Origin of the sequence: Propionivibrio sp. (genome assembly GCF_041441355.1) — a bacterium.
Classification (GTDB): Bacteria; Pseudomonadota; Gammaproteobacteria; order Burkholderiales; family Rhodocyclaceae; genus Propionivibrio.
This window is the reverse complement of sequence record NZ_JASDTF010000004.1, coordinates 22,432-45,627: the sequence shown is the minus strand read 5'-3', so window position 1 is coordinate 45,627 and position 23,196 is coordinate 22,432. Positions and strand designations below refer to the sequence as shown.

Annotated in this window: 20 protein-coding genes; 4 read left to right on the top strand and 16 right to left on the bottom strand. The window is 69.1% G+C overall.

The genetic code is table 11. The features are described from left to right. Window positions 1-23 precede the first annotated feature (23 nt). The 4 genes from QMB55_RS00930 to QMB55_RS00915 are packed head-to-tail and all read right to left on the bottom strand — an operon-like array spanning window position 24 to window position 3,101. Window positions 24-620: a DUF3299 domain-containing protein gene (locus QMB55_RS00930; RefSeq protein ID WP_497586780.1), complete on the bottom strand. Its 597-nt coding sequence runs from the start codon at window positions 618-620 to the stop codon at window positions 24-26. Window positions 621-637: 17 nt separating this feature from the next. Continuing rightward, window positions 638-1,909, bottom strand: coding sequence for an ABC transporter permease (locus tag QMB55_RS00925; RefSeq protein ID WP_497586779.1), 1,272 nt, complete (start codon window positions 1,907-1,909; stop codon window positions 638-640). Next, window positions 1,906-2,586 (bottom strand): ABC transporter ATP-binding protein, encoded by a 681-nt coding sequence (locus tag QMB55_RS00920; RefSeq protein ID WP_497586778.1) that lies wholly within the window; start codon window positions 2,584-2,586, stop codon window positions 1,906-1,908. The genes QMB55_RS00925 and QMB55_RS00920 overlap by 4 nt, the downstream gene beginning before the upstream one ends. After that, a complete protein-coding gene (locus QMB55_RS00915; protein ID WP_497586777.1) occupies window positions 2,583-3,101 on the bottom strand; it encodes a ZrgA family zinc uptake protein in 519 nt (172 codons plus the stop codon). The genes QMB55_RS00920 and QMB55_RS00915 overlap by 4 nt, the downstream gene beginning before the upstream one ends. Before the next feature lie 177 nt (window positions 3,102-3,278). Here QMB55_RS00915 and QMB55_RS00910 point away from each other — a divergent pair, with 177 nt between their 5' ends. Then, window positions 3,279-4,064: a hydroxypyruvate isomerase family protein gene (locus QMB55_RS00910; protein ID WP_497586776.1), complete on the top strand. Its 786-nt coding sequence runs from the start codon at window positions 3,279-3,281 to the stop codon at window positions 4,062-4,064. An 8-nt stretch (window positions 4,065-4,072) separates the two neighbouring features. On the opposite strand, the gene QMB55_RS00905 is transcribed toward QMB55_RS00910, so the two are convergent. After that, on the bottom strand, window positions 4,073-4,918 hold the full coding sequence (locus tag QMB55_RS00905; protein WP_497586775.1) for a putative RNA methyltransferase: 846 nt from the start codon (window positions 4,916-4,918) through the stop codon (window positions 4,073-4,075). Between the two features lie 155 nt (window positions 4,919-5,073). On the opposite strand from QMB55_RS00905, the gene QMB55_RS00900 reads away from it, so the two are divergent. Further along, entirely contained in the window at window positions 5,074-5,619 is a 546-nt protein-coding gene (locus QMB55_RS00900; protein WP_497586774.1) for a DUF2058 domain-containing protein, read from the top strand. A gap of 744 nt (window positions 5,620-6,363) precedes the next feature. Here QMB55_RS00900 and QMB55_RS00895 read toward each other — a convergent pair. From QMB55_RS00895 to QMB55_RS00860, 8 genes are all read right to left on the bottom strand, one after another. Next, the gene (locus tag QMB55_RS00895; RefSeq protein ID WP_497586773.1) at window positions 6,364-7,101 is read right to left on the bottom strand and encodes a class I SAM-dependent methyltransferase; all 738 of its coding nucleotides are present in this window, start codon (window positions 7,099-7,101) and stop codon (window positions 6,364-6,366) included. A gap of 28 nt (window positions 7,102-7,129) precedes the next feature. Next, entirely contained in the window at window positions 7,130-8,638 is a 1,509-nt protein-coding gene (locus tag QMB55_RS00890) for a TolC family protein (protein WP_497586772.1), read from the bottom strand. A gap of 2 nt (window positions 8,639-8,640) precedes the next feature. Next, window positions 8,641-9,585 (bottom strand): HlyD family secretion protein, encoded by a 945-nt coding sequence (locus tag QMB55_RS00885; RefSeq protein ID WP_497586771.1) that lies wholly within the window; start codon window positions 9,583-9,585, stop codon window positions 8,641-8,643. Beyond that, the gene (locus QMB55_RS00880; RefSeq protein ID WP_497586770.1) at window positions 9,578-10,324 is read right to left on the bottom strand and encodes an ABC transporter ATP-binding protein; all 747 of its coding nucleotides are present in this window, start codon (window positions 10,322-10,324) and stop codon (window positions 9,578-9,580) included. The genes QMB55_RS00885 and QMB55_RS00880 overlap by 8 nt, the downstream gene beginning before the upstream one ends. An 8-nt stretch (window positions 10,325-10,332) precedes the next feature. Further along, a complete protein-coding gene (locus QMB55_RS00875) occupies window positions 10,333-11,604 on the bottom strand; it encodes an ABC transporter permease (protein WP_497586769.1) in 1,272 nt (423 codons plus the stop codon). A 70-nt stretch (window positions 11,605-11,674) separates the two neighbouring features. Further along, window positions 11,675-12,268 (bottom strand): TetR/AcrR family transcriptional regulator, encoded by a 594-nt coding sequence (locus QMB55_RS00870; RefSeq protein WP_497586768.1) that lies wholly within the window; start codon window positions 12,266-12,268, stop codon window positions 11,675-11,677. 280 nt (window positions 12,269-12,548) lie between these two features. After that, window positions 12,549-13,979, bottom strand: a complete 1,431-nt coding sequence (locus QMB55_RS00865; RefSeq protein ID WP_497586767.1) for an ATP-binding protein — start codon at window positions 13,977-13,979, stop codon at window positions 12,549-12,551. Beyond that, window positions 13,970-14,710 (bottom strand): response regulator, encoded by a 741-nt coding sequence (locus QMB55_RS00860; RefSeq protein ID WP_497586766.1) that lies wholly within the window; start codon window positions 14,708-14,710, stop codon window positions 13,970-13,972. Before QMB55_RS00860 ends, QMB55_RS00865 begins: the two co-directional genes overlap by 10 nt. A 232-nt stretch (window positions 14,711-14,942) precedes the next feature. On the opposite strand from QMB55_RS00860, the gene QMB55_RS00855 reads away from it, so the two are divergent. Together QMB55_RS00855 and QMB55_RS00850 are read left to right on the top strand one after the other, a co-directional pair. Then, window positions 14,943-15,839: a hypothetical protein gene (locus tag QMB55_RS00855; RefSeq protein WP_497586765.1), complete on the top strand. Its 897-nt coding sequence runs from the start codon at window positions 14,943-14,945 to the stop codon at window positions 15,837-15,839. Window positions 15,840-15,982: 143 nt separating this feature from the next. Then, a complete protein-coding gene (locus tag QMB55_RS00850; RefSeq protein ID WP_497586764.1) occupies window positions 15,983-16,624 on the top strand; it encodes a response regulator transcription factor in 642 nt (213 codons plus the stop codon). Between the two features lie 13 nt (window positions 16,625-16,637). Here QMB55_RS00850 and QMB55_RS00845 read toward each other — a convergent pair whose 3' ends face one another. From QMB55_RS00845 to QMB55_RS00835, 3 genes are read right to left on the bottom strand one after another with little or no spacing between them, the layout of a single operon-like run. After that, window positions 16,638-21,395, bottom strand: a complete 4,758-nt coding sequence (locus QMB55_RS00845) for a PAS domain S-box protein (protein WP_497586763.1) — start codon at window positions 21,393-21,395, stop codon at window positions 16,638-16,640. A 13-nt stretch (window positions 21,396-21,408) separates the two neighbouring features. Then, complete coding sequence (locus QMB55_RS00840) at window positions 21,409-22,605, bottom strand: HD domain-containing phosphohydrolase (RefSeq protein ID WP_497586762.1); 1,197 nt, start codon at window positions 22,603-22,605, stop codon at window positions 21,409-21,411. Window positions 22,606-22,631: 26 nt separating this feature from the next. Then, entirely contained in the window at window positions 22,632-23,186 is a 555-nt protein-coding gene (locus QMB55_RS00835; protein ID WP_497586761.1) for a chemotaxis protein CheW, read from the bottom strand. Window positions 23,187-23,196: the final 10 nt, after the last annotated feature.

Here is a 23,196-nt window from a genome sequence, read left to right as displayed (position 1 = left end):
CAGGCTTGTGATCCCCCCGCTTGCTATTTCACTTTCTCCACATACGGCTGCATCGCTTCGGCCTTGAGGCGGTAGCCGTAGACGCCCAGGCCGGTGTCGCCGCGGGCGAGGTCGAGGGTGCCGTTGATCCAGTAGGCGTCCATCATGCGCAGGCCGTTGATCGGCTTTTTGAGCACCACGTGAATGATCTGGTTGGCGGGCGGCGGCGGGGTGTGGATGCAGGCGCCGAAGTAGGGGACGAGCAGGAGTTCGGAAACGAGGTCGCCCTGGCGGTCGAGCGGGATGATGAAGCCGGGGATGCGGATTTTGCTGCCGCGCAGCGCGGGTTCGACCGGGGCGTCGGCCCAGGCGGCCTGGAGCTTGATCATCGCTTCGATGGCGCGCGGGTCGCGGTCGTTGAGGCGGGCGAGGTCGAGGCCCTTGAACGGCGCCATCGGGTCCCAATCCTTCGGGATCAAGTCATCCCAGCCGATTTCGCGGTAGTCCTTGGCGGCTTTGGCGGTGGGCGGCGCGAGGCGCTCGCCGGTGCGGTACTCGCTGCTCTGGGCGGTGGCGTGCGGGGCGGCCAGCAGCCAGGTCAGGGTGAAGAGCGCGGTCACGAAGGCGCGGGCGTTGGGCATGGTCGGTTCGCTTCGGGTCAGAGGCGCGGCGTGAGGCCGTCGGCGAGCGCGAGGCGGAAGGCGCGCCAGGCGGGCCAGAGGCCGGCGAGGGCAGTGGTGGCGACGATGGCGGCGAGGCGGGCGAGTTCGCCGGATGACGGCCACGGCGAAGCGAGGTGGATGCCCCAGTGCAGCGCCAGCGTGGGGCCGGCGGCCGCGCTGGCGGCGACGACCACGCTGAGGCCCAGCGCGGCACCGACGAGGCCCAGCGCGGTGCTTTCGATCAGCAGCAGGGCGGCGATGTGGCGCGGCCCGGCGCCAACGGCGCGCAGGATGGCGAGTTCGCGTCGGCGCTCGCCGAGGCCGGCGAGGAGCACAGCGGCCAGCCCGGCGAGGCTGCTGCCGAGGATGAGCCAAGCGAGGCCGTCGAGCAGGCGTTCGCCGTTGCCGACGTGTTCCCACAATTGATCGAGGACGACGCCGGGCAGGACGGCCTGGAGCGCGTCGCCCGGGAGCGCGGCGATCTTGCGCTGGGCGGCGAAGACGGCGGTGCGCTGGTGCAGGCCGATCAGGGCGGCGCTGATCGTCTTGGGCGCGAGGTCGAAGCGGGTGACGAGCTCGGGCGGGATGTTGAGGCCGGGGATCGGCACGCCGGCCTGCCAGTCGAGGTGGATGGCCTCCATCGCTTCGAGGCTGATGTGCAGCGTGCGGTCGACCGGGCTGCCGGTCGGCGCGAGGATGCCGACGATGCGGAAGGGCTTGTCGGCGTGTTCGAGCCCGGGTACGCCGCCGACGCCGTGGCTGAGCGTCAGCGTATCGCCGACGCGGTAGCCCAGGCGGGCGGCGACGTCGGCGCCGAGCACGGTTTCAAAAAGTTCGGCGAAAGGCTCGCCGGCGCTAAAGCGCAGCGCTTCGCGCGCGCCGTGGCGGTAGTGGCGGAAGTAGTCGGCGTTGGTGCCGAGCACCGGAAAGCCACGGTGCGAATCGCCGAGCGAGAGCGGCACGCTCCAGGCCACGGCCGGATCGGCGGCGAGCTGGGTGTAGCTCGCCCAGCGCAGCGGGGCGACCGGCTCGCCGACGCGGAAGACGGCGTGCAGGACGAGCTGCAGGCCGCTGCCGCGCGCGCCGACGATGAGGTCGGTGCCCGAGAGGGCGTTGGCGTAGCTGGCGCGGGCGTTCTCGCGCAGGCGTTCGACCGAGAGCAGCAGCGCGCTGGCCAGGGCGATCGCCAGCAGGGTGAGGCCCAGCGTCAGGCGCCGGTTCCAGGCGCTGGCGAGGGCGAGGCTGAGCAGCGGCGGCAACGGTTTCATGCGGCCAGCTCCAGCGTGCGTTCGAAGTGGTCGGCGAGCGCGAGGTCGTGGCTGACGAAGAGCACGCTGCTGCCGGCGGCGCGCGCTTCGGCCAGCAGCAGGTCGAGGAAGGCCGCCTGCCGCCCGGCGTCGAGCGCCGAGGTGGGTTCGTCGGCGATGATGATCTCGGGCTTGCCCAGCAGGGCGCGGGCGGCGGCGACGCGCTGCTGCTGCCCGACCGAGAGGCGGTTGGCGGGCCGCGTCCAGAGCTCGGCGGCGATGTCGAGCGCGGACAGCAGGCGCCGGGCCTCCTGCGTTTCATCCCCGGCACGCTCGGCGCGGCGCGGCGAAAAGCGGCAGGGCAGGCGGACGTTGTCGAGCACCGACAGGTAGGGAATGAGGTTGAACTGCTGGAAGATGAAACCGGTGTGCGCGGCGCGGAAGGCGTCGCGCGCCGCCGTGCCCAGCGCCGCGAGCGGCTGGCCGAGCAGGCGTACCTCGCCCCGCGCCGGCTGGACGACGCCGCCGATCAGGTTGAGCAGCGTGCTCTTGCCGCTGCCGCTCGGGCCATGCACGAACAGGCGCTCGCCCGCGGCGAGGACGAGTTCGGGCAGCTCGAGGACGAAGGCGTCGCCGTCCTGCCAGCGGAAGACGACGTCGCGCAGTTCGACCGCGGGCGAGGCGGCGGGCGGGGTCACCAGCGGAAGGTCGGCGTCTTGCGCCCGAGCGTGGCGCCGTGCTGGCCGCGCGGGCCGGCGAAGACGGCCTTGATCTTGTGCAGGCGCTTGTAGTCGGCAAACAGCGTGGTGCCGACCGACTTGAGGTGTTCGGGCTGCGCGCATTGCCAGCGGTAGCGGGCGCTCAGTTCGGCGTGGCCGTTCTGCACCGGCTGGCCGTCGAGGATGGGCGCGTCGACCTCCATCCCGAGGAAGCGGCAGCCAGCTTCGGCGTTGGGCGTAAACAAGGCCTCGCCTTGCGGCAGGCGCTCCTTGAGCTGCTGGACGGCGTTCTTTTCGGCGGCGGTGCGCGGTGCGCGTTCAAAACCGAGGAAGACTTCGAGCGGGCTGTGCAGGTAAAGGCTGAGCTGCGTGTCCTCGAGCACCACGTCGATCTGAGCCTCGCCATGCGTGTGGGCCCAGGCGCCCGGCGCGGCGAGGGCGGCGGCGAGGGCAAGAGCGGGAAGGGTGAGGGCGAAGCGGGAGAAGCGGGCCATGCGGGACTCCATGCTGAAGGCGTTTCTGGCGCGCGGCCAGGACGGAGGCTTCCGATTATGCCAGAAGCCGGGGCGGGCTTCCCCGTGCGCGCCTGCGGACGGTTGAAGGCGTGTATGCTGCTTGCCTGAACCGCCGGGCCGGCGTGGCCCGATGCGCTTGATTCAAAGGGTTTTTCGATGCCGCGCTTTGCCGCCAACCTGTCGATGCTGTTCACCGAACTGCCGTTCGCCGCGCGCTTTGCCGCCGCGGCGCGCGCCGGTTTCAAGGGCGTCGAAATCCATTTTCCCTACACCGAAGGTGCGCCCGAGACCGTGGCCGGCTGGGCGCGGGCGGCGGGCGTCGAGGTGGTGCTGATCAACCTGCCGCCGGGCGACTGGGCGGCCGGCGAGCGTGGGCGCGCCGGGCTGCCGGGGAAGGAGGCGGACTTCATGGCCGATCTGGCGCGGGCGCTGGCGTACGCCCGGGCGCTGGCGGTGCCGCGGCTGCACGTGATGGCTGGCGTCGTCCCGGCCGGGGTCGATCCGGCGTTGTGCCGTCGGACGTTCATCGCCAACCTGCGCCGGGCCGCGCCCTTGGCGGCCGAGGCCGGGTGTACGCTGCTCGTCGAGGCGCTCAATCCGCAGGACATGCCGGGCTATCAGCTCGCTTCGCCACAGGAAGCGCTGGCGATCTGTGCCGAACTCGGAACGCCGAACGTGAAATATCTGTTCGACCTCTACCACGTGCGTCGGCTGGGCGACGAGGCCCTTTCGACGCTGGACGCCGCCTGGCCGTGGCTGGGGCATGCGCAGATCGCCGGCGTGCCGGCGCGCGACGAGCCGGCCTTGGACGACGCGGTGACGCAGGCGGTGCTGGCCGAACTCGACCGTCGCGCTTACGCCGGCTGGGTCGGCTGCGAATACCGGCCGCGCGGGACGACCGAGGCCGGTCTGGGCTGGCTGCGCGCTTTTTCCGGTGCTTGAGCGCCGGTTCAGAGACGTTCGAAACGCTGCAGGCGGACGTCGACACTGAGCGCGATCTCGGTCAGCGCCGCGGCGCGGGCGCGGCCTTCGGCGCTGGCGCGGTAGAGGTGCGGGGTCATCGCCAGCAGGTCGGCGATGGCGTCGGCGCCGCGGACGGTGACCTCAAAGCGCAGGTTTTCACCGCCGGCCAGGGCAAAGCCTTCCGGCGCCGAGTTGGCGGCGGGGCGCGCGGGTTTGAGCGTGGGGTAGATGACTTCGCGCAGTTCGCGCAGGTGGTCCGCCCCGGCGTCGACCTGCAGCAGGAGGCCGCCGGGTTTGAGCACGCGCGCGAATTCGGGATAGACGGGAAAGCCAAAGAGGCACAGCACGCGATCGAGCGTGGCCGGCAGCACCGGCAGCGCCGCGTTGCTGCCGACGACCCAGGTGGCGCTTTTGTCCTGCTTGGCCGCCGCCTGCACCGCCCATTTGGAGATGTCCAGCCCGAGCAGGCTGAGCGGCGTTCCGGCCTGCGCCGCCGCCGTCGCCAGCTGGCGCAGGTAGTAGCCTTCGCCGCAGCCGGCGTCGAGGCAAGCCAGCGGGGCTTGGGCCGTGGCGCCGTCGAGCACGAGGCGGCTGACGGCCGCGGCGATCGGCGCGTAGGGGCCGGCGTTGAGGAAGCGGCGGCGCGCCGCGACCATCGTCTTGCTGTCGCCCGGATCGAGCGAGCGTTTGTTCTGGACCGGCAGCAGGTTGACGTAACCCTGGCTGGCGAGGTCGAAACTGTGGCCGCGCGCGCAGCGCAAGGCGGCGCCTTGGCGGTGCAGCGGCGCGCCGTCGAGCGGGCAGGCGAGGGCGGAAAAAGGGGCGATGTTCATGGCGAGGCGCGATTTTAGCCCAAGCGCCGGGATGGGGTTGGATGGCACGTCGAGGCACGAGATCGGAGCGGCCGGCTTTTGCTATGCTTGCGCCTTTCTCGTCGCGCCGGGGCGCGGCGGACTTTACGTGGATTTACGTGAATGGAGCGGTACGCATGGCGTCCTTGCAGGAACAGTTTTTGAAGGCCGGCCTGGTCGACAAAAAGAAGGTCAAACAGGTCAATCAGGAAAAGAGCACGCAGAAGAAAAGCGAACGCCGGACGGGCGTTCAGGCCGTCGACGAGGTGCGTCTCGCGGCGCTCGAAACGCAGCGCAAGAACGCCGAGCGGGCGCGCGAGCTCAACGCCCAGCGCGACGCGGCGGCGCGGCAGAAGGCGATCATGGCGCAGATCGTGCAGATGGTGCAGCAGAACCGCCAGCCGAGAGGCAAGGGCGGCAACGGCGACATCGCCTACAACTACACCTTCGGCAACAAGATCGAGAAAATCCACGTTTCGGCCGAGGTGCAGGCGCATCTGGTGGCCGGGCGCCTGGCCATCGTCTGCCTTGGCGAGCGTGTCGAACTCGTGCCGCGGGTGATCGCCGACAAGATCGCCGAACGCGACGCCTCGCTCGTGGTGCGGGCCAAGAAAGTCGACACGGCCGTCGATGCGGACGATCCGTATGCGGCGTATCAGGTGCCGGATGATTTGATGTGGTAAGGCGCGTTTGACCGGTCGGCTGTAAGGTCCGTATTGATTGGTCTGTGGCGGGGGGCAGGGCTGCAGGGCGCGTTCTTCCTGCCCCTTGGGTGGATTCCTCTGGCGTTACGTTCCGCGCCTGACGCGCGGCCGGCTTTCTTTTGCTTCGCCAAAAGAAAGTCGGCAAAGAAAAGGCGACCCCGGGTCGGCGCCCGCTGCGCGGGTCCCCTGCGCGACTCGGGCCGGGCGGGGGCTGCGCAACTCGGGCCTGCGGCCCTCAAACAGTGCTCGCCCTTTTCCCGCCCGCCCCTGCGTTGCTCGGCGCCTTCCAGGGGCCAAGAAAGACGCGCGCTGCGGCGGCGCGGCAGACCAATAAACACGGGCCTCGCGGGGCGTTGCCGTATTTCGTCTTTTGCGTGCCATAGTGCGCTATTTTTTTCATACAGCCCTTGTGCTTCGATGCTTTTTCGCCCCTGTGACGCGCCGAGCACCGCAGCCGGGCCGGGGGATGTCGGCGAGCACTGTCTGAGGGGCGCAGCCCCGAGTTGCGCAGCCGCCCGGCTCGGCGAGGCGCGCAGGGGAGTCGGCGCAGCCGACCGTGTCACCGGGGTGCCCTTTTCTTTGGTGACTTTCTTTTGGGCACACAAAAGAAAGCCACCCGCGCGTCAGGCGCGGAACGTAGCGGGCGAGGAAGCCTCCACGGCCTCAGAACAGGGGCGCATGCCTGGAAGTCAATAACGACGGGCGCTTCAGCCCACCGCCGGTCTACGCTTCACGCTGCAACACCATCATGACATAAGCAAAATCCTCCCCATGCCGCCGCCAGACTTCGATTTCGTTGTCGATCGCCTGCCAGGCGGCACGGTGGCCGAGGCGGGGGCGCAGGGCCTGGAGGTTGGCGGCGAGCGGCTGGTAGTAGTGGGCCCAGGCTGCGGCGCTCAGTTCGAAATGGGCGCGCGGCCGGTAGCCCGCGGCGCGGGCCTGGGCGAGGCGGGTTTCCGTGTCGCGCATGTCGGGGTAGTCGTCTTGCCAGAAGGCGCGGGCGAGCGGGGCGGGCGGATGATCGCGCCAGACGAGGTCGCTGACCACCAGGTGGCCGCCGGGTTCGAGCAGGCGGCGCCAGCTTTTGAGCGCGGCTTCGAAGCCCATGAGGTAGGCGCTGCCTTCGGCCCACAGCACCTCGAAATGGGCTTCGGGGAAGGGGATGGCGCTCATGCTGGCGTGGCAGACGCCGATCCGCCCGGCCCAGGGCTGGCCGGTGCTCAGGCGCTGCAGCGTATCGAGGTTGGGGGCGTGGTCGTCGAGGGCGACGATCTCGGCGGCGGTGTGCGCGGCGAGCAGGCGCGCGGCCGGGCCGGTGCCGCAGCCGATGTCGAGCACGCGCCGGCTGGGCGCGGCGGGCAGCAGGGCGAGGGCGCGACGGGTGTCGTCGGCGCTGCCGGGGCCGAGGCGTTCGAGGCCACGAAAGAGTTCGAGGTAGTCGTCCGTGAGGTAAGCGTCCATGCGCGTGTCCTTGCGGTGGCGAAAAAAGTCAGTAACCGAGGCTGTGCCGCGCTTCATGCCATCGTACTTGAAGCGCGTGCCGGCCGGCGAGCTGTTCGCGGCGGGCGGCGAGCAGTTCGAGTTCGGCGTCGATCAGGGCCAGCGCGTCGCTGCGTCCGGCGCGGGCGCTGGCCTGGGTGTCGGCAAGGTGGCCGGCGCGGCGCGCACGTTGCTGGGTCAGGCTGTCGTCCTGCTGCCGCGCGGCCTCAAGGCGGAGCAGGGTGCTTTCGACTTCGCCAAGCGCGGCGACCACCTGCTGCCGGTAGTTCGCGTGCGCGGCTTCGGCTTCGGCGCGGGCAGCGTCGTGACGGGCGGCGTGGCGGCCGCCGTCGAGGATCGGGCCTTGCAGCGCGAGGCCGGCGAGCCAGCCGACGGCGTCGCGGCGCAGCCAGTCGCCGAGGCGGTCGCTGAGGACGCCGCCGCTCGCGGTGAGCGTGAGGCGTGGCCAGCGTTCGAGGCGGACGCGCTCGCGCTCGTGCGCGGCGGCGAGGGCGGCGTTCCAGGCGGCGGCGATGTCGGGACGGCGGGCGATCACCGCCGCCGGCAGTTCGGCCGGCGTTTGGCCCGGCGTCGCGGGCTTGGCCGCAGGCGGCGCGGGGGCGACGACGAGCTCTGCCGGCGCCTGACCGAGCAGGACGGCGAGGCGGCTGTGCGCAAGGTGCCGTTCGGCGCGTTCGGCGGCAGCCTGGCGCTCGACGGCGGCGAGCGCCTCCTGCGCCGGACGCAGGGCGTCGCGGCCGACGAGGCCGGCGGAATGCCGGGCGGCGAGGTGTTCGAGGCGCTGCCGCAGCAGCATCGCGGCGGCGGCGCTTTCTTCCTGCTGGCTTTCGGCGTGGCGCAGGTCGAGGTAGGCGAAGCGGGTTTCGAGGCGCAGGCGCAGACGCAAGACTTCGAGGTCGGCGGCCTGGGCGGCCTGCGCTGCTTCTGCGCCGGCCTGGAGCTGGGCCAGGCGGCCGAAGAGATCGACTTCGTAGCCGAGAACGAATTGCGCGTCGTAGCGCGATTCGCGGTAGGGCGGCACACGGTGGCGTTGCCCGTCGCTGTCGCGGAAGCTGCTGCGCGGGACGCGCTGACGGGCGAGGTCGAGGCCGCCGTCGAGCCACGGCCGATGCAGCGCCGCGGCGTGTTCGGCGACGGCGCGGCTGGCGGCGAGCCGTGCGGCGGCGCCTTTGAGTTCGAGATTGTCGCGTTCGAGGCGCGCGAGCAGGTCGGCGAGCACCGCGTCGTCGCCCGCCGGCCAGGGCGCGGGGGTGAAGTTGGGCGTGGCGGCAGGGGCCGAGGCTGAGGTCGTGCGCGTTGCGGCGGTTTGTCCGGCGGCGGCCGTGGCGGCGGTCGACCAGCCCTCCGGGGCGACGAAGGCTTCAGGGCGGGCGGCGTCGAGCTGGGCGCAGCCGGTGCCAAGGAGGATGAACGCGAGCCCAAGAACGAACGTGATGGGGCCAGCGGCCTGCGGGGAACGCAGGGCGGGCACGGATCGAGGCGCGGTCGCGGCAAGCATGTTCAGGCTCCGCTGCGCGCCGCGAAGCGGGCGACGACGCGCTGGCCGATCAGCGCGTCGGGGGCGTCGATGCTGAGCACGAGTACGACTTCGACGACGCGGTGGTCCTGGCGCTCGGTGGGGTCGTCGCTCGGGGTGCGCGCGCCGACCATGCGCCCGATGCGCAGCACCGTGGCATCCCAGTGCCGGCGGTGGTCGGCGTCGAGGACGACGTCGACCTTCTGGCCGACGGCGATTTCGGGCAGCGCCTGTTCCTCGACTTCGACGCGCGCGATGCGCGGGCCGTCGGGGGCGAAGAGGAAGAGCGGGGTGACGTTGAGTGTGCTCACGCCGTTGCCTGGCCGCGCCTGGCGCTGCACGATCTGGCCGGCGAGCGGGGCGACGATGAAGCGTTCTTCGACCTCGCGCTCGGCGAGCGCGCGCCGGGCGGCGGCGCTCTCGCAGGCGGCGCGGGCCACGCGCAGGGCCGCCAGGGCGCCGTCGTGGCGGTCGCGGGCGAGGTCGCGTTCCTGCGCCGAGACGTTGTCGTTGTCGGCGAGGCTGCGCAGGCGTTCGACTTCGCGCTGCGCGGCGCGCCAGTCGACCTCGACCCGCGCCAGCGCGGCGCGCGCTTCGCCGAGTTCGGCCTCGGCCAGAGCGAGCTGGCGGCGCGCGGTTTCGTGGTCGAGTTCGGCGAGCCGTTGACCGGCCTGGACGCGCTCGCCCTCTTCGGCGTGCACGCGGGCGATGATGCCGTCGCGCTGGGCGGCGAGGCGGATGACGCCGCCTTCGATGTCGATCCGGCCCTTGCCGCTGGCGACGTAGACCGGGCCGGCGGTTTGCGCCTGCGCGTCGGGCGGCGTGCCTTGGCAGGCGGCGAGCGGAACGCCGAGGAGCAGGGCCAGGATCAAGGCGGGGCGCGGCCTGGCGGGCCGACGCAGGGCAGGCGGGGTGCGGGTTTCAGGCATGGCTAAGGGTCTCGTGGGCAAGGGAAAGGGGGCGTTCGTTGCGGCGCGCATCGCTCGTCACGACGCCGTCCTCGAGGCCGATGACGCGGTCGGCGTGCGAGAGGAGGCGCGGGTCGTGGGTGACGCCGAGCACCGTGGCGCCGTGCTCCTCGGCGATGCGTTTGAGCAGGTCGATGACGATCTCGCCGTTGTGCTTGTCGAGCGCCGAGGTCGGTTCGTCGGCGAAGAGGAAGTGCGGGTTCTTGACCAGCGCGCGGGCGATCGCCACCCGCTGCTTCTCGCCGCCGGAGAGTTCGGCCGGGCGCAGGTGGGCGCGCGTTTCGAGGCCGACCTCGGCGAGCGCGGCGGCGGCGCGGCGGCGCGCTTCGGCGGCGGCGACGTCGGCGTACTGCAACGGCAGGGCGACGTTTTCCAGCGCGGTGAGCGCGCCAAAGAGGTTGAAGCCCTGGAAGACGAAGCCGCAGTGGGCGAGGCGGAAGGCGTCGAGGCGCGTTTCGTCGAGCTGCCAGAGGTCGGTGCCGAGGGCCAGGACCTGCCCGGCGTCGGGGCGCAGCAGGCCGGAGAGCATGGAGAGCAGGGTGCTCTTGCCGGAGCCCGAAGGGCCGACGATCAGGGTCAGTTCGCCAGGGTAGATGTCGAGGCTGCTGTCGCGGATCACTTGTTGCGTCACCTTGCCGACGGTGAAGGCCTTGGCGATGCCGTGGCTGCGGAGGCTGGGAGGCTTGGCTGGGGCGTTCATGCGTTTTCCTAGCGCAGCAGGTTGGCCGGGTCGACCCGGTTGAGCGGGCGCAGCGCGAGCAGGCCCGAGAGCACCGCGACGACGAGCATGGTCAGCGCCAGCGGCAGCAGCATCCACCACGGGTAGCGCATGTCGACGTGGGCGAGGTGGCCGACGACGGCGAGGAGCGCGGTGAGTGCCCCGGCCAGGCCGAGGCCGACGACGCCGACCCAGAAGGACTGTTCGATCACCACCCGGCGCAGCGCCGCGCGTGCCACGCCGAGGGCGCGCAGGGCGGCGAATTCCTTGAGCGAGGCGAGGATGGCGCCGGAGAGCGTCTGGCTGGTGATGACCATGCCGACGATCAAGGCGAGCAGCGAGGCGAAGGCGGTGCCGATGCCGGCGCCGGTTTCGAGCAGCCAGTAGGCCTGCGATTCGTACGACAGCTCGGCCGCGGTCCACACGCTGTAGCGCGGGAAGCGGGCGCGGTCGGCGAGCGCGGCCTGCACCGCCGCCGGGTCGGCTGCGGGGTCGAGGTCGACGAGCAGGAAGGTCGGCTGGTCGCCGCCCTCGGGCATCAGGCGGCGGGCGGTGGCGAAGGAGGCGAGGACGTTGACCCCGCCGATGGCGCGGATGCCGTCGACGATGCCGGCGACGCGCACGCGCCGCCCGTTGATCTCGACCGTGTCGCCGACCGCGGCCTGGAGCTTGGCCTCGTCGGCGCGGTCGATCAGGATGGCGTCGGGCGCATCGAGCGCGGCGCGCTGCGCCGGAGTGAGCAGGCGGGCGTAGGCAAGCGCCTGCGGCGTCGCGTCGATGCCGTTGAGGATGACCGAGACCGGCACCCCGTCGGCGCGGCGCATGTCGGCGTAGCCGCTGACGTAGCGCTCGATGCGGCGAACGTCGGGGTGCTGCCAGGCGAGCGCGTCGGAAAAACGGCTGACGGCGCGCCCGAGGTCCACGCTGCGGGTGTTGCGGTAACCGATCCACAGCTCGGCGTCGGAGCGGTCGATGACCGACGAGACGGTGCCGAACATGCCGAGCAGGAGGCCCATCTGGATGGCGATCAGCATGCTGGCGAAGGTGATCGCCAGCACCGCGGCGAGGTAACGCCGCCCCTCGTGGCGCAGGCCGGCGCGGGCGAGCGAGACGGGGCGGGCGTCGGCGCTTTCGATCGGGAGGATGCTTGCACGGGGGCTGCTGAGGCCTGCGTCGGTCGACTCGCTGTCCGGAGCAGTGTTCTTCGAGGCGCAGGGCGCGAAGCGTTTCGTTATGAAACGGAGTAGTCCGTCGCAAAACAAACGAAAGCGGGATGGGGTAGGCTGTGGGGCACGCATGGCGGTTGGCGGAGGTGGACGTTAGAAGTCGGGGTCAGCGCATCAGCTGTTCCCGGCACAGCTTGGCCAGGGTGCGGGCCGTTTCGGCGCGGCCGCTGGTGAGGCCGATGTCGCGCTCGAAGAGCAGGCCGGTGATCACCGCGCACAGCAGGTGCGCCGCGCCCAGGCCGTTAACGTCGGCACGCACCCAGCCTTCCCGCTGCCCGGTGACGAGGCGCTCGGCCAGGGTGCGGCGCAGCTCGGACTCGAAGGCCGTCAGCTGTCCGCGCCACGGGTCGAGGCGCGACAACTCCAGCCAGCTGTCGCTGCCGAGGTCGTATTCGGATGGGGTGAGCATCTGCTCGAGCTTGTCCGCGTCGAGCGTGCTCAGCCATTCAAGCCCCTCGCGCGTCGCCAGTTGCTGGATCTGCGAGGTATAGAAGGCGTATTCGCGCGAGGCGATCTCCATGATCATCTCGTGCTTGCTGGCGAAATGCCGAAACACCGTGCCCGAACTCAAGCCCGCCTCGGTGCAGATGTCTTCGGTGCGCGCGGCGTGAAAGCCGCAGCGCTTGAAGGTGCGCGCCGCGGCCAGCAGGATCTCCTCGCGGCGCTGCTGGTGCAGTTCTTCGTTCTTGGGACGGGCCATGATTAATAAACGGAGTAGTTTGTCGCAGAATTATACGCCCGAAAGAAAGGGCGTCAAGCGCGGGCTTGGACGAGCGGGCATTTCCTGTGTGCCTGCGTCCAGGCTCGCTTCAAACGCTGTGTTCCGCGCCTGACGCCCGGGTGGCTTTCTTTTGGCGAAGCAAAAGAAAGTCCGGTCACCGGTCAACGGCGAAACAAAGCGGTGGATCGACCTGCGAATCCGGTGTGGGCGCCGGTTCAAGGTGGGGGCAAGGCCTCCGCGCCGGGCGTGGCGCAGCGTTTTACGTCGGCTCCCCCGCCGCCATCCGCGGCAGGCGCAGGGTGGCGGAGAAGCCGCCGCCGGGGCGGTTGGCGAGCTCGAGGGTACCGCCGTGCAGGGCGGCGACGTCGCGGGCGATGGAGAGACCGAGGCCGACGCCGCCGGTGGCGCTGCGGCGGGCGGCGTCGGGGCGGTAGTAGGGGGTGCCCAGGCGTTCGAGTTCGGCGGGCGGGACGCCGGGGCCGTTGTCTTCGACGGCCAGCCGCAGCGTCTCGTCGCTGTCCGAGACGGTCAGCCGCACGTCGCGGCCGTACTTGAAGGCATTGTCGATGAGGTTCTGCACGGCGCGCTGCAGCGCCGCGAGCCGCCCCGGGTAAGGCTTGTCGGCTTCGCCGGCGAGGCCGAGTTCGCGTCCTTGCACGGCGTTGTCCTCGACCAGCGTTTGCAGCAGGGCATTGACGTCGATCGGCCGTGCCGGCTCGCTGTCCTGCAGGCCGCGCAGGTAGTCGAGGCTGGCGTCGAGCATGGCGGCCATGGCGTCGAGGTCGGCGGCCATCTGTTCGCGCAGGCGTTCGTCGTCGACGAGTTCGGTGCGCAGGCGCAGGCGGGTGAGCGGGGTGCGCAGGTCGTGCGAGACGGCGGCCAGGGCGCGCGCGCGTTCGTCGACGAGGCGCTTGATGCGCGCCTGCATGCGGTTGAAGGCTTGCGCGGCCTGGCGTGTTTCGTGGGCGCCGCGTTCGGGCAGCGGCGGCGCGTCGAGGTCGCGGCCGAAGTGTTCGGCGGCGCGCGCCAGTTCGTGCAGCGGGCGCGTGGCCTGGCGGACGGCGAAGACGACGGCGGCGGCGACGATGCCGATGGCCAGCACGAGGTGCAGGTAGAACTCGCGCGGCGGGGCCGGCGGCTCGCTTTCGCGTTGCAGGGTGACACGCAGCCATTGACCGTCCTGGAGGCGGACGTCGACACTGCGCTGGATCGGCGGACGGGCGCTGGGTGCGCCATTTTGCGGGGTGTCCAGCCGGCCTGGAGCGCCCATTTCAGCGCCTCGCCCGCGTCCGCCGCCGGGCCCCATGCCCATGTTCATGCCGCCGCCCTGGCCGCCGACGACGCGGATCTCGCGCGGGCTGCCGAGGCGGGCGGCGAGGTTGGCCTGCAGTTGCCCGCGCGGCGGGTTGGGGGCGACGTTTTCGGGGGCGATCAGTTGCGCATTGAGTTCGCCGCGTTGCAGCGCGGCCAGCGTGACATGGCGCTGCAAGGGCGTTTGATCTTCGAGGCGCTGGACGAGGTCGGCCAGGCGTTCGACGAATTGCTGGCTGCGCGCCTGGGCGACGGCGGTGCTGCGTTCGCCGGAGAAGAGCCAGAAGCTGACGAACTGCGCCGCCGCGAGGCCGGCGAGCAGGAGCAGGGCCATCCGGGCATAAAGGCTGCCCGGCAGGGCGCGCAGGTTCAGGCGCACGCGTCGCGGCCTTCGACGGTGCAGGCGAGGACGTAGCCTTCGCCGCGCACGGTTTTCACGAGTTGCGGTTCGCGGCGGTCGTCGCGCAGGCGTTGGCGCAGGCGGCTGACCTGGACGTCGATGGCGCGGTCGAAGGGGCCGGCTTCGCGGCCGTGGATCAGCTCGCACAGCTGATCGCGGGTGAGCACGCGGTTGGGGTGGTCGAGCAGGATGCGCAGCAGCCGGTATTCACCGCCCGAAAGCGGAATGGCGACGCCGTCCGGCGCGGTGAGCAGGCGCGCGGCGGTGTCCAGGCACCAGCCGGCGAAATGCAGGCAGCGCGCGGCTTCCGGGCGCAGGTTGGGGGGCAGGGCGCGGGTGCGACGGAGGATGGATTTGATCCGGGCGAGCAGTTCGCGCGGGTTAAAGGGTTTGACGAGGTAGTCGTCGGCGCCCATCTCGATGCCGACGATGCGGTCGGTCTCCTCGCCGCGCGCGGTGAGCATCAGCACCGGCAGGTTCTGCGTGCGCTCGTTGGCGCGCAGGTCGCGGCAGAGGGTGAGGCCGTCGCTGTCGGGCAGCATGAGGTCGAGGACGACGAGGTCGATCGTCTGGCGTTCGAGTGCCAGCTTCATCTCGCGGCCGTCGCGCGCCGGGTGGGCGGCGTAGCCGTTGCGGGCGAGGTAGTCGACGAGCAGACGGCGGATCTCGGGGTCGTCGTCGACGATGAGGATGCTATCGGCGCGGTCCATCGGAAAGGTCCTGGGGAATAACGGGGCGGCAGGGTTTGCGTGCAAACCGCATTATCGGCGCTTGTGGCGCGGACCGGGAATCCGAATGTAACGTACTGTTGCATCACTCCGCCAGGTAACGCCACGATGCAATTTGGGCGCGCGGCGCAATACGCCGCTTACATGCAGCGGCTTTAATGACGGCATGGAGACCGCGGGCGCGGTTTCCCCTCACCGCTCAAGGAGCTTTGCCATGAACATCCAGATCGTCAAAAACCTGGGCCTGATTGCCCTCTTGGGCAGCCTCAGCCTGCCCGTTTTCGCGCAGCCCGGACCCGGCGGTGGCCCAGGAAGTGGTCAAGGAAGCGGTCAAGGTTATGGCCAGGGGTATGGCCCCGGCGGCGGCGCGGGCTGGAGCCTGATGTCGCCGGCCGAGCGGGACGCGCATCGCAGCGCCCTCTGGGCCAGCAAGAGTCTCGAGGATTGCCGCGCGGTGCAGGCCAAGCACCGCGCGCTGGTCGAAGCCCGGGCCCAGGAACGCGGCATTGCCCTGCCGCCGGAGCCGCCCAACGTGTGCGAGCGGGTCATGGCCGGCGGCGCCGCGGGCTCAGGCATGATGGGCGGCCGTCAGGGCATGGGTCCGGGCGGTGGGATGGGACCGGGAGGCGGCATGGGCCGTGGCCCGGGGCGTGGCCAAGGGTATGGTCCCGGCGCCGGTCTGCTGACCCCCGAGGAAATGAGCGCTCACCGCAACGCGATGCGCGCCGCCGGCAACCTCGAAGCCTGCCGCCAGGTTCAGGGCGAACACCGCGCCTTGATCGAGCGCCGGGCGCAGGAAAAAGGTGTGAGCGTGCCGCCGATGCGGGCGGACGTCTGCGCACGGCGCTTTGAGGCCGGCGCACAGCCGGGCAACGGCCGGCCGCGGGGCGCCGGAGCCGGGGCTGCGCCCGGGCGGGCCTTGCTGACCCCCGAGGAACGCGCGGCGCACCTTGAACAGATGCGCGCGGTGCGCAGCTACGACGAATGCAAGGCCCTGCAAGCCGAGCACCGGACGCAGATGGAAGCGCGGGCCAAGGCGCAGGGCGTGACGCTGCCGCCGCCGCGCGCAGCCTACTGCGAGCGTTTCAAGGCCGGAACGACGCAGCCGTGATCCTTGCGTAAGCCCTTTCGCCCCGGCCTCGTGCGGTTTTTTGCACGCCGGGGCGGGTTTTTGCTTGTTCAATTGAATCATTGCCTTGCGGCGTTTTTCTCGATTGATTAAGATTTGCGCGTCATTCCGACCGGCCAGGCGAGATGAGAACAAACAATAATCAGCGGAAGGTTCCGAAGGTTTATCTGATCGATGACGATCCGGTCGTGACTTATCTTCTGGTCGACCTCGTCGAATCGGTGAATCTGCCGCACGTCGTCTTCGACAGTGCGGTCAAGTTTCTCGAGCAGGACCTCAGCGGCCTCGAAGGTTGCATCGTGACCGATCTGCGCATGCCGGGCATGAGCGGACTCGAGTTGCAGGAGGAGCTGCACCGACGCGAGATCAACCTGCCGATCATCTTCATCTCCGGTTATGCGGAGGTGCAGTCGGTGGTGCGGGCGATGCGGGGCGGCGCGCTCGATTTCTTCCAGAAACTTTTTTCCTCGCAGCACCTGATCGAACGCATCCAAGACGGCCTGCGCATCGACCGCGAGCGTGCCGAGCTGCTGGCGCGCAACCGCCAGATCGGCGAGCGCATGGCGCTGCTCACCCCGCGCGAGCGGGAAGTGCTGCAGGGCATCTTCGAGGGCAAGCTGACCAAGGTGATCGCCGACGAGTTGGGCATCGGCGTGCGCACCGCCGAAACCTACCGCCAGCTGATCATGCAGAAGCTGCAGGCTGGCTCGGTGGCCGAGCTGGTGCGCATCGTCGTCGAGGCGATGCCGCGGCGCGGCACGGTCTAGACGACGATTTTTCTCACGCCTCGGCCGGCGCGGTGCCGGGCGACTGGCGTGCCTGCCTGAGTTCGCTCAGCGCCAGCTCGAAGTCGAAGACTTCGATGGCCGCGAGGATCGTTCCCCCCTGAGCCCCGAGCTCGGCCAGCAGACGTTCGCGGTGCTGGCGTGCCAGGGTGTTCGCGGCCAGGTCGCCGTTTTCGAGCAGGCAGGCGAGCTGACTGCACAGGGCGGCGGCATCGGTTTCCGTTTCGTCTTCCTCCGCGCTGTCGGCGTCCGCCGGGGCAAGCGCCCGCTCAAGCTCGGCGATCAGCGTTTCGAGCCGCGGGGCGAGGCGCTGGTAGAGGGTGTCGATGGTCGAGCCGTCTTCCTTGCGTCGCAGCGCGTCGAGCAGCGCGGCGGCTTCGCTCGTGACTTCCTGCGCGCCGATCAGGCCGGCCGATCCCTTGAGCGCATGGATGACCTGCTCGGCGGCCTGGTGATCATCGGCGGCGAGCGCGGCGACAATCTTGTCCGGGTCGTCGCGATGGCTGTTGAGGAAGAGGCTGATGACCTGGCGGTATTTTTCTTCGTTGCCGCGCACGCGCGCCAGGCCGCTCGCGACGTCGAGGCCGGAAACTCTGGCGAGGCGGTTGCCTGCGTTCGCCTCGGCGGGTGTCTCGGGCTGAACGGCGGGCGTTTCGGCAGCGGGAGGCGGTGCCTTGCGCACGCGCGGCAACCACTTGAGCAGCATGGCGTAGAGGGCGTCGGGGTCGACCGGCTTGGCGACGAAATCGTTCATGCCGGCGTCGAGGCAATTGAGGCGGTCTTCCTCGAAGGCGTTGGCGGTCATCGCCAAGATCGGCGTCTGCGCGCGCCCGAACAGGCGGCGGATGGCGCGCGATGCATCGAGGCCGTTCATCTCCGGCATCTGCACGTCCATCAGGATCAGGTCGTAGGGGGTGATCCGTGCCTTGTCGACCGCTTCGCGCCCGTTGCGCGCCGAATCGACCTGCAGGCCGACGCCGTGCAGGAGCAGCTGGGCGACCTCGAGATTGACCTCGACGTCGTCGGCGATCAGGATGCGCGCGCCCGCATGCTCTTGGCGCAGACGGCTTTCGAAGTCCATGTTGGGGCGTTCCTGGGTGTCCGGTATCGCGCCGTGGCCGCGCTGCAGGCGGGCGGTGAACCAGAAGGTGCTGCCGCAATGGCGGACGCTTTCGACGCCGACTTCGCCGCCCATCAACTGCGCCAGACGCTGGGTGATGGCCAGCCCCAGGCCGGTGCCGCCGTACTTGCGGGTGTTCGAGGCGTCGGCTTGCTCGAAGGCACGGAAGAGGTTGGGCAGTTTTTCCGGATTGATGCCGATGCCGGTGTCGACGCTCTCGAAGCGCACCAGCAAACTGTCGTCCTTTTCTTCGAGCAGCTTCGCGCGCAAGGTGATCTGGCCGTTCTCGGTGTATTTGACGGCGTTGATGGCGTAGTTGAGCAGCGCCTGGCGCAGCCGGGTCGCATCGCCGCGCAGCCAGGACGGGACGCCGTCCAGATCGATGATCACCTGCAGGCGCTTTTGCCGCGCCTGATCGACGATCATCGTGCGAACGCTTTCGAAAACCGTGGCGAGCGCGAAGTCGGTGTCTTCGAGCACCATCTTGCCGGCTTCGATCTTCGACAGGTCGAGGATGTTGTTGATGATCGACAGAAGGTGGGCGGCGGAATTCTCGATCTTGTCCAGGCGGTCGATCTGGCGGGGCGTCGCTTCGCTGTTGCGCAGGAGGTGCGTGAGCCCGACGATGGCGTTCATCGGGGTGCGGATCTCGTGGCTCATGTTGGCCAGGAAGGAGCTCTTGGCGATGTTCGCCGCCTCGGCCTGCAGGCGCGCGTCGGCCAGCTGCGAGGTGCGTTGCGAAACGACTTCCTCGAGGTGGTTGCGGTAGCTCTCGAGTTCGGCGTTGAGCTTCTTCTTTTCCGTGATGTCTTCCTGGATCGCCACGTAATGGGTGATGCTTCCGTCGTCCTGGCGGATCGGCGCGACTACGGCCGCTTCGGTGTAGAGGCTGCCGTCCTTGCGCCGGTTGGAGAATTCGCCCTTCCAGGCTTCGCCGCGGTGCAAGGCGTTCCAAAGATCGGCGTAGGTTTCGGCCGAGGTTTTTCCCGACTTGAGCATCCTCGGGTTATGACCAATGACTTCAGCGGAAGTGTAACCGCTGTGATGCTCAAAGGCTTCATTGACGTATTCGATGCGTGCTTCGGTGTCGGTGACGACCACCGAGATCGGACACTGGCTGACGACTTCGGAGAGGACGCGGAGCGACTGGTCGGCTTTCTTGCGTTGCGAGAGGTCGCGCACCGCATGCGTGAAGTAGATGCCATCGGCGACCTGCCAGCGCGACAGCGAGACATCGACTTCGAAGGTGCTGCCGTCCTTGCGCAGGGCGACGAGCTCGACGTTTCCGGCCTGACTGCCGGACAGTTCGCCGTCCAGGACCGCCTTCATCAGCTCGCGGTGCCGTTCCTGCTCGTGCGTGGCGAACAGCTGGGCGATCGAGCGGCCGATGGCCTCCTGGGCCGAATAACCGAAGATGCGTTCGGCCGCGTGATTCCAGGCGACGATCAGCCCCTTGCTGTTGGTGTTGATGATGCCGTCGTTGGCGGCCTGGGTGACGGCCTCGTAACGTTCGATGCTGGCGCGCAGGGCGATTTCGGCCTGACGGCGGGCGCTCACGTCGGTCAGCGTCAGGCGCAGTTCGGGGTCGCCTTTACAGTCTTTCTGCAGAATGCACTCGGCATTGACGAAGATCAGCGAGCCGTCGGCGTGTTCGATGCCGAATTCTGCGCTTTGCGGCTCGTCCTGCTGCGCCGTGTCCAGAAAAACCTGCCAGCGGGCGCGGTCCTCGTCGCTGACGAAGGCCGTGAAATTAAAGCCGTTCACCGCGTCGTGGCGGAAGCCGAGCAGTTTGCACGCCGTCTGGTTGATGCGTTTGATGTGGCCGGCCGAGGTGAGCGTGAAGTAGGCGATCGGCGCGTGCTCGTAGAGGTCGATGTGCCGGGCGCGCGAGGCTTCGAGTTCGGCTTTGGTCTCAAGCAATTTTTCGTTCTGCGTGCGCAATTCGGCCTGGTTGGCCTTGAGCTGGGCGTTGGCGACGCTGATCGCCATTTCGTGCATCTTGCGCGGGGTGATGTCCTGCACCGTGCCGAGCAGGTAGTCGAGCGTGCCGTCGCTTTTGCGTACGCACCTGACATTGGCATTGACGTAGATCAGCGTGCCGTCCTTGCGCACCAGCCGCTGCTCGAACATCGCGGAATCGACCTCCCCGTTGCGGATGCGCAGGATCTCGGGGTAGAAGTCGGCGACGTCGTCGGGGTGCGAGATGTCCTGCCAGGTCAGTTCGAGCAATTCCTCGCGCGAATAACCGGTGATTTCGCAGGCCTGGTCGTTGAAGCGCAGGAATTTTCGCGTCGAAGGCGAGACGATGGCCATGCCGATGAAGGGCAGGGTGAAGAAGCTCTGCAGCAGCTGGTCGTTCTTGGCCTGTTCGGACATCAGGGAGATCGTCTGCACGAGTTCGCGCTCGCGCCACAGGACGATGAAGGCCCACATCACCGCCAGCGCGGCAGCGGCCGAAACGAGCCCGATCCAGAACACCGTCCGCCACATCGGCGAGAGCACTTCCTTGCGATCGATGGTGGCGAGCAGCTTCCAGTCGGTGCCGGCGATCGGCCGATAGGCCGCGAGCACATTGACTGCGCGATAGTCCGGGCCCATGAAGCGGCCGCTGTCGGCGTCCAGAACGGCATGCACGCTCGGCATGTCGGTGCGTGTGAGCGGGATGCTGACCGTGAGCGGCGGGGCATCGAGATGACGCAGGGCAGAGATGATCGTGATGTGATCGTCCTGTTTGCGCACCAGCAGTGTTTCGCCGCTTGGACTCGACGTTGGCCAGTTTTTCAGCTGGGGCAGGATGAAATCATTGAGGTTGGTGCAATGGTCGATGAAGCCGATCAGGCGTTTGTCGTCGGTTCCGGACGCGAAGAGGGGCGTGGTGATGTGCAGGTGCGGATCGCCGTCGAGGAGCGAAATTTCGCCCAGTTGGGTTTTCTGCTCGCGGCTCGCGGCGGCCAGGCCGGCGAAAATGTTCTCGTTGAGATGTTCGACTTCGCCGTTATCCGAAAGCAGCGGCTTCTGGTCGGCATCGAACAGTACCGTCCGGTCGTGCTTGTCGGCCCGCTTCAGCGAACCCAGCATGATGGCGAGCTCGTCGCGCCAATGGGTGCGTTCGCTGCGGCTGCCGTCCTTGGATTTTTTGAGCGCGGTCAGGAAAAGCGGGTTTTTACTGAGCATTTCTACATCGGTTTGCCGTTCGCGCAGCCAGTTTTCGATCTGCTCGGTGTTCAGGCGAGCGATGGTTTCGAGGTGGGCGTAGGTGTCCTGCTCGATCTGCGGAATGCGCAGGGCGACGTAGCTGGTGCCGATCAGGGGCGCGAGCAAGGCCAGGGCGCAAAAAGTGACCGCCATGCGCCGGGTGGTGTAGCGCGGGGCAACGACGCGCGAGAATGGCGTGTTGCGTGCCGCTTCGCGCAGGCCGTGGGCCAGGGTGAGGAAGAGCAGCAGCGTCGAGGCCAGGACGAAGGCTGCGTCGAGAAACAGCTCGATGCGTTCGGCGCCCACGTCGTCGTCGAGGAAAATGTCCGGGCCCATGATCCAGATGGCCGCGCAGATCCCGTAGAGCGCGGCGATGGCGCCGGCCTTGACGTATTCCGGGCGAAGGAAGGAGGGGGCGGGCGTGGGCGTGGCGTTCATGGGGGCGAAGGCGTCAGTTCTCGATCCCGAAATAAAGGGCGATGGCTTCGAAATCATGGTGTCCGGCGACGAAAACCTCGGCGATGTCCGGGTCGAAATGGTGGCCGCGTTCCTCGGCGATCATTTCGCGCACGGTGTCGAACGGGATCGGTGCCTTGTAGACCCGGCGGGAGATCAGTGCGTCGAAGACGTCGGCCAGCGCCATCAGCCGGGCCGAGAGCGGGATGTCGTCGCCGGCCAGGCCGTCCGGATAGCCGGAGCCGTCCCAGCGTTCGTGGTGCCAGCGCGCGATTTCCTTGGCTTGGCTCAGGAAGCCGACCGAGGTGTGCAGGTCGCGTTCGGCGAGTGCGATGGCTTCGCTGCCGAGGACGGTGTGGGTCTTCATGACCGACCACTCCTCGGGTGTGAGCTTGCCGGGCTTGAGCAGGATGCGGTCGGGGATGCCGACCTTGCCGATGTCGTGCAGCGGCGCCGAGCGGGCGAGCATGTCGATGTACGGTGCGGTCAGGGTGTCGGAAAAGCGCGGATGGGTGGCCAGCCGGGTGGCGAGCAGGCGGACGTAGCCCTGCGTGCGCTGGATGTGGTTTCCGGTTTCGTTGTCGCGCGTTTCGGCGAGGTGCGCCAGGGCGCGGATGCTGACCGCCTGGATCAGCTCGTTCTCGCGCATCCTTCGGGCGACTTCGCTTTCCAGCGCCGCGTTCTGGTCCTGCAGCAGGTGCCGGGCGCGGCGCACCAGCAGCTGGCTGCGCACCCGCGCCAGCACGACCGCCGGCTTGAGCGGCTTGACGATGTAATCGGCGATGCCGGCGTCGAAGGCACGCTCTTCGTCCGCGTCGCTGTCCTGCGCGGTGAGGAAGATGACCGGGATGTCCCGCGTTGACGGCTCCTCGCGCAGCTGCGCGAGGACCTCGTGCCCACTCATCTCGGGCATCACCACGTCGAGCAGGATCAGGCCCGGACGCGGCAGCTGGCGGGCGAGGTGCAGCGCCACGTGGCCGTTGTTGGCCACCTTGACGTGATAGCCCGCGCCTTGCAGCAGTCCTCCGAGCGCACTCAGGTTCTCCGGCTGGTCGTCGACGATGAGGAGGGTTTCATGGTCGGTGGCGCGCCGGCGTTTGGGCGGCGTGACCGCTTCATGCGCCGTTGCGTCGACCGGTGTCGGCACCGCGGGGGGGCGGGGCGGCGGGATTTCGGCGGTTCCGAGGTTCATGGCGCGGCGGCGTGTTGGCGTAAGGGTCAGCGCTCGGGCAGCGCAGTTTCGGCGGCGCCGACGAGCGGCCCCGTAAGCAGCGCGATTTCGTCGACCGAGAGCACCTTGTCGATGTTGAGCAGGATGACGAATTTGCCCGCGACCTTGCCCATGCCGAAGATGAAGTCGGTGCGGATGTTGGTGCCGAAGGCGGGCGGCGGTTCGATCTCGGCGGGCGGGATGTCGAGCACCTCGGAGACGGCATCGACCATGATGCCGATGTCGTGACGCGTCTCGGCGTCGCTGACCTCGACGATGATGATGCAGGTGCGGCGCAGGATTTCGGTCTTGCTGGCGCCGAAGCGGGCGGCGAGGTCGATCACCGGGACGACGCTGCCGCGCAGGTTGATCACCCCGCGGATGAAGGTCGGCATCATCGGAATGGCGGTGAGGTGGCCGCACTCGATGATTTCCTTCACGTTGAGGATGCCGACGGCGAACATCTCGCCGGCGAGCGAGAAGGTCAGGTATTGGGAGGGGCTGTCGGGGCCGGAAATTCCGGCGAGCTCCAGGCCCGTGGCGGGCTGCGCGGGGAGTCCCATGGGCTGTCCT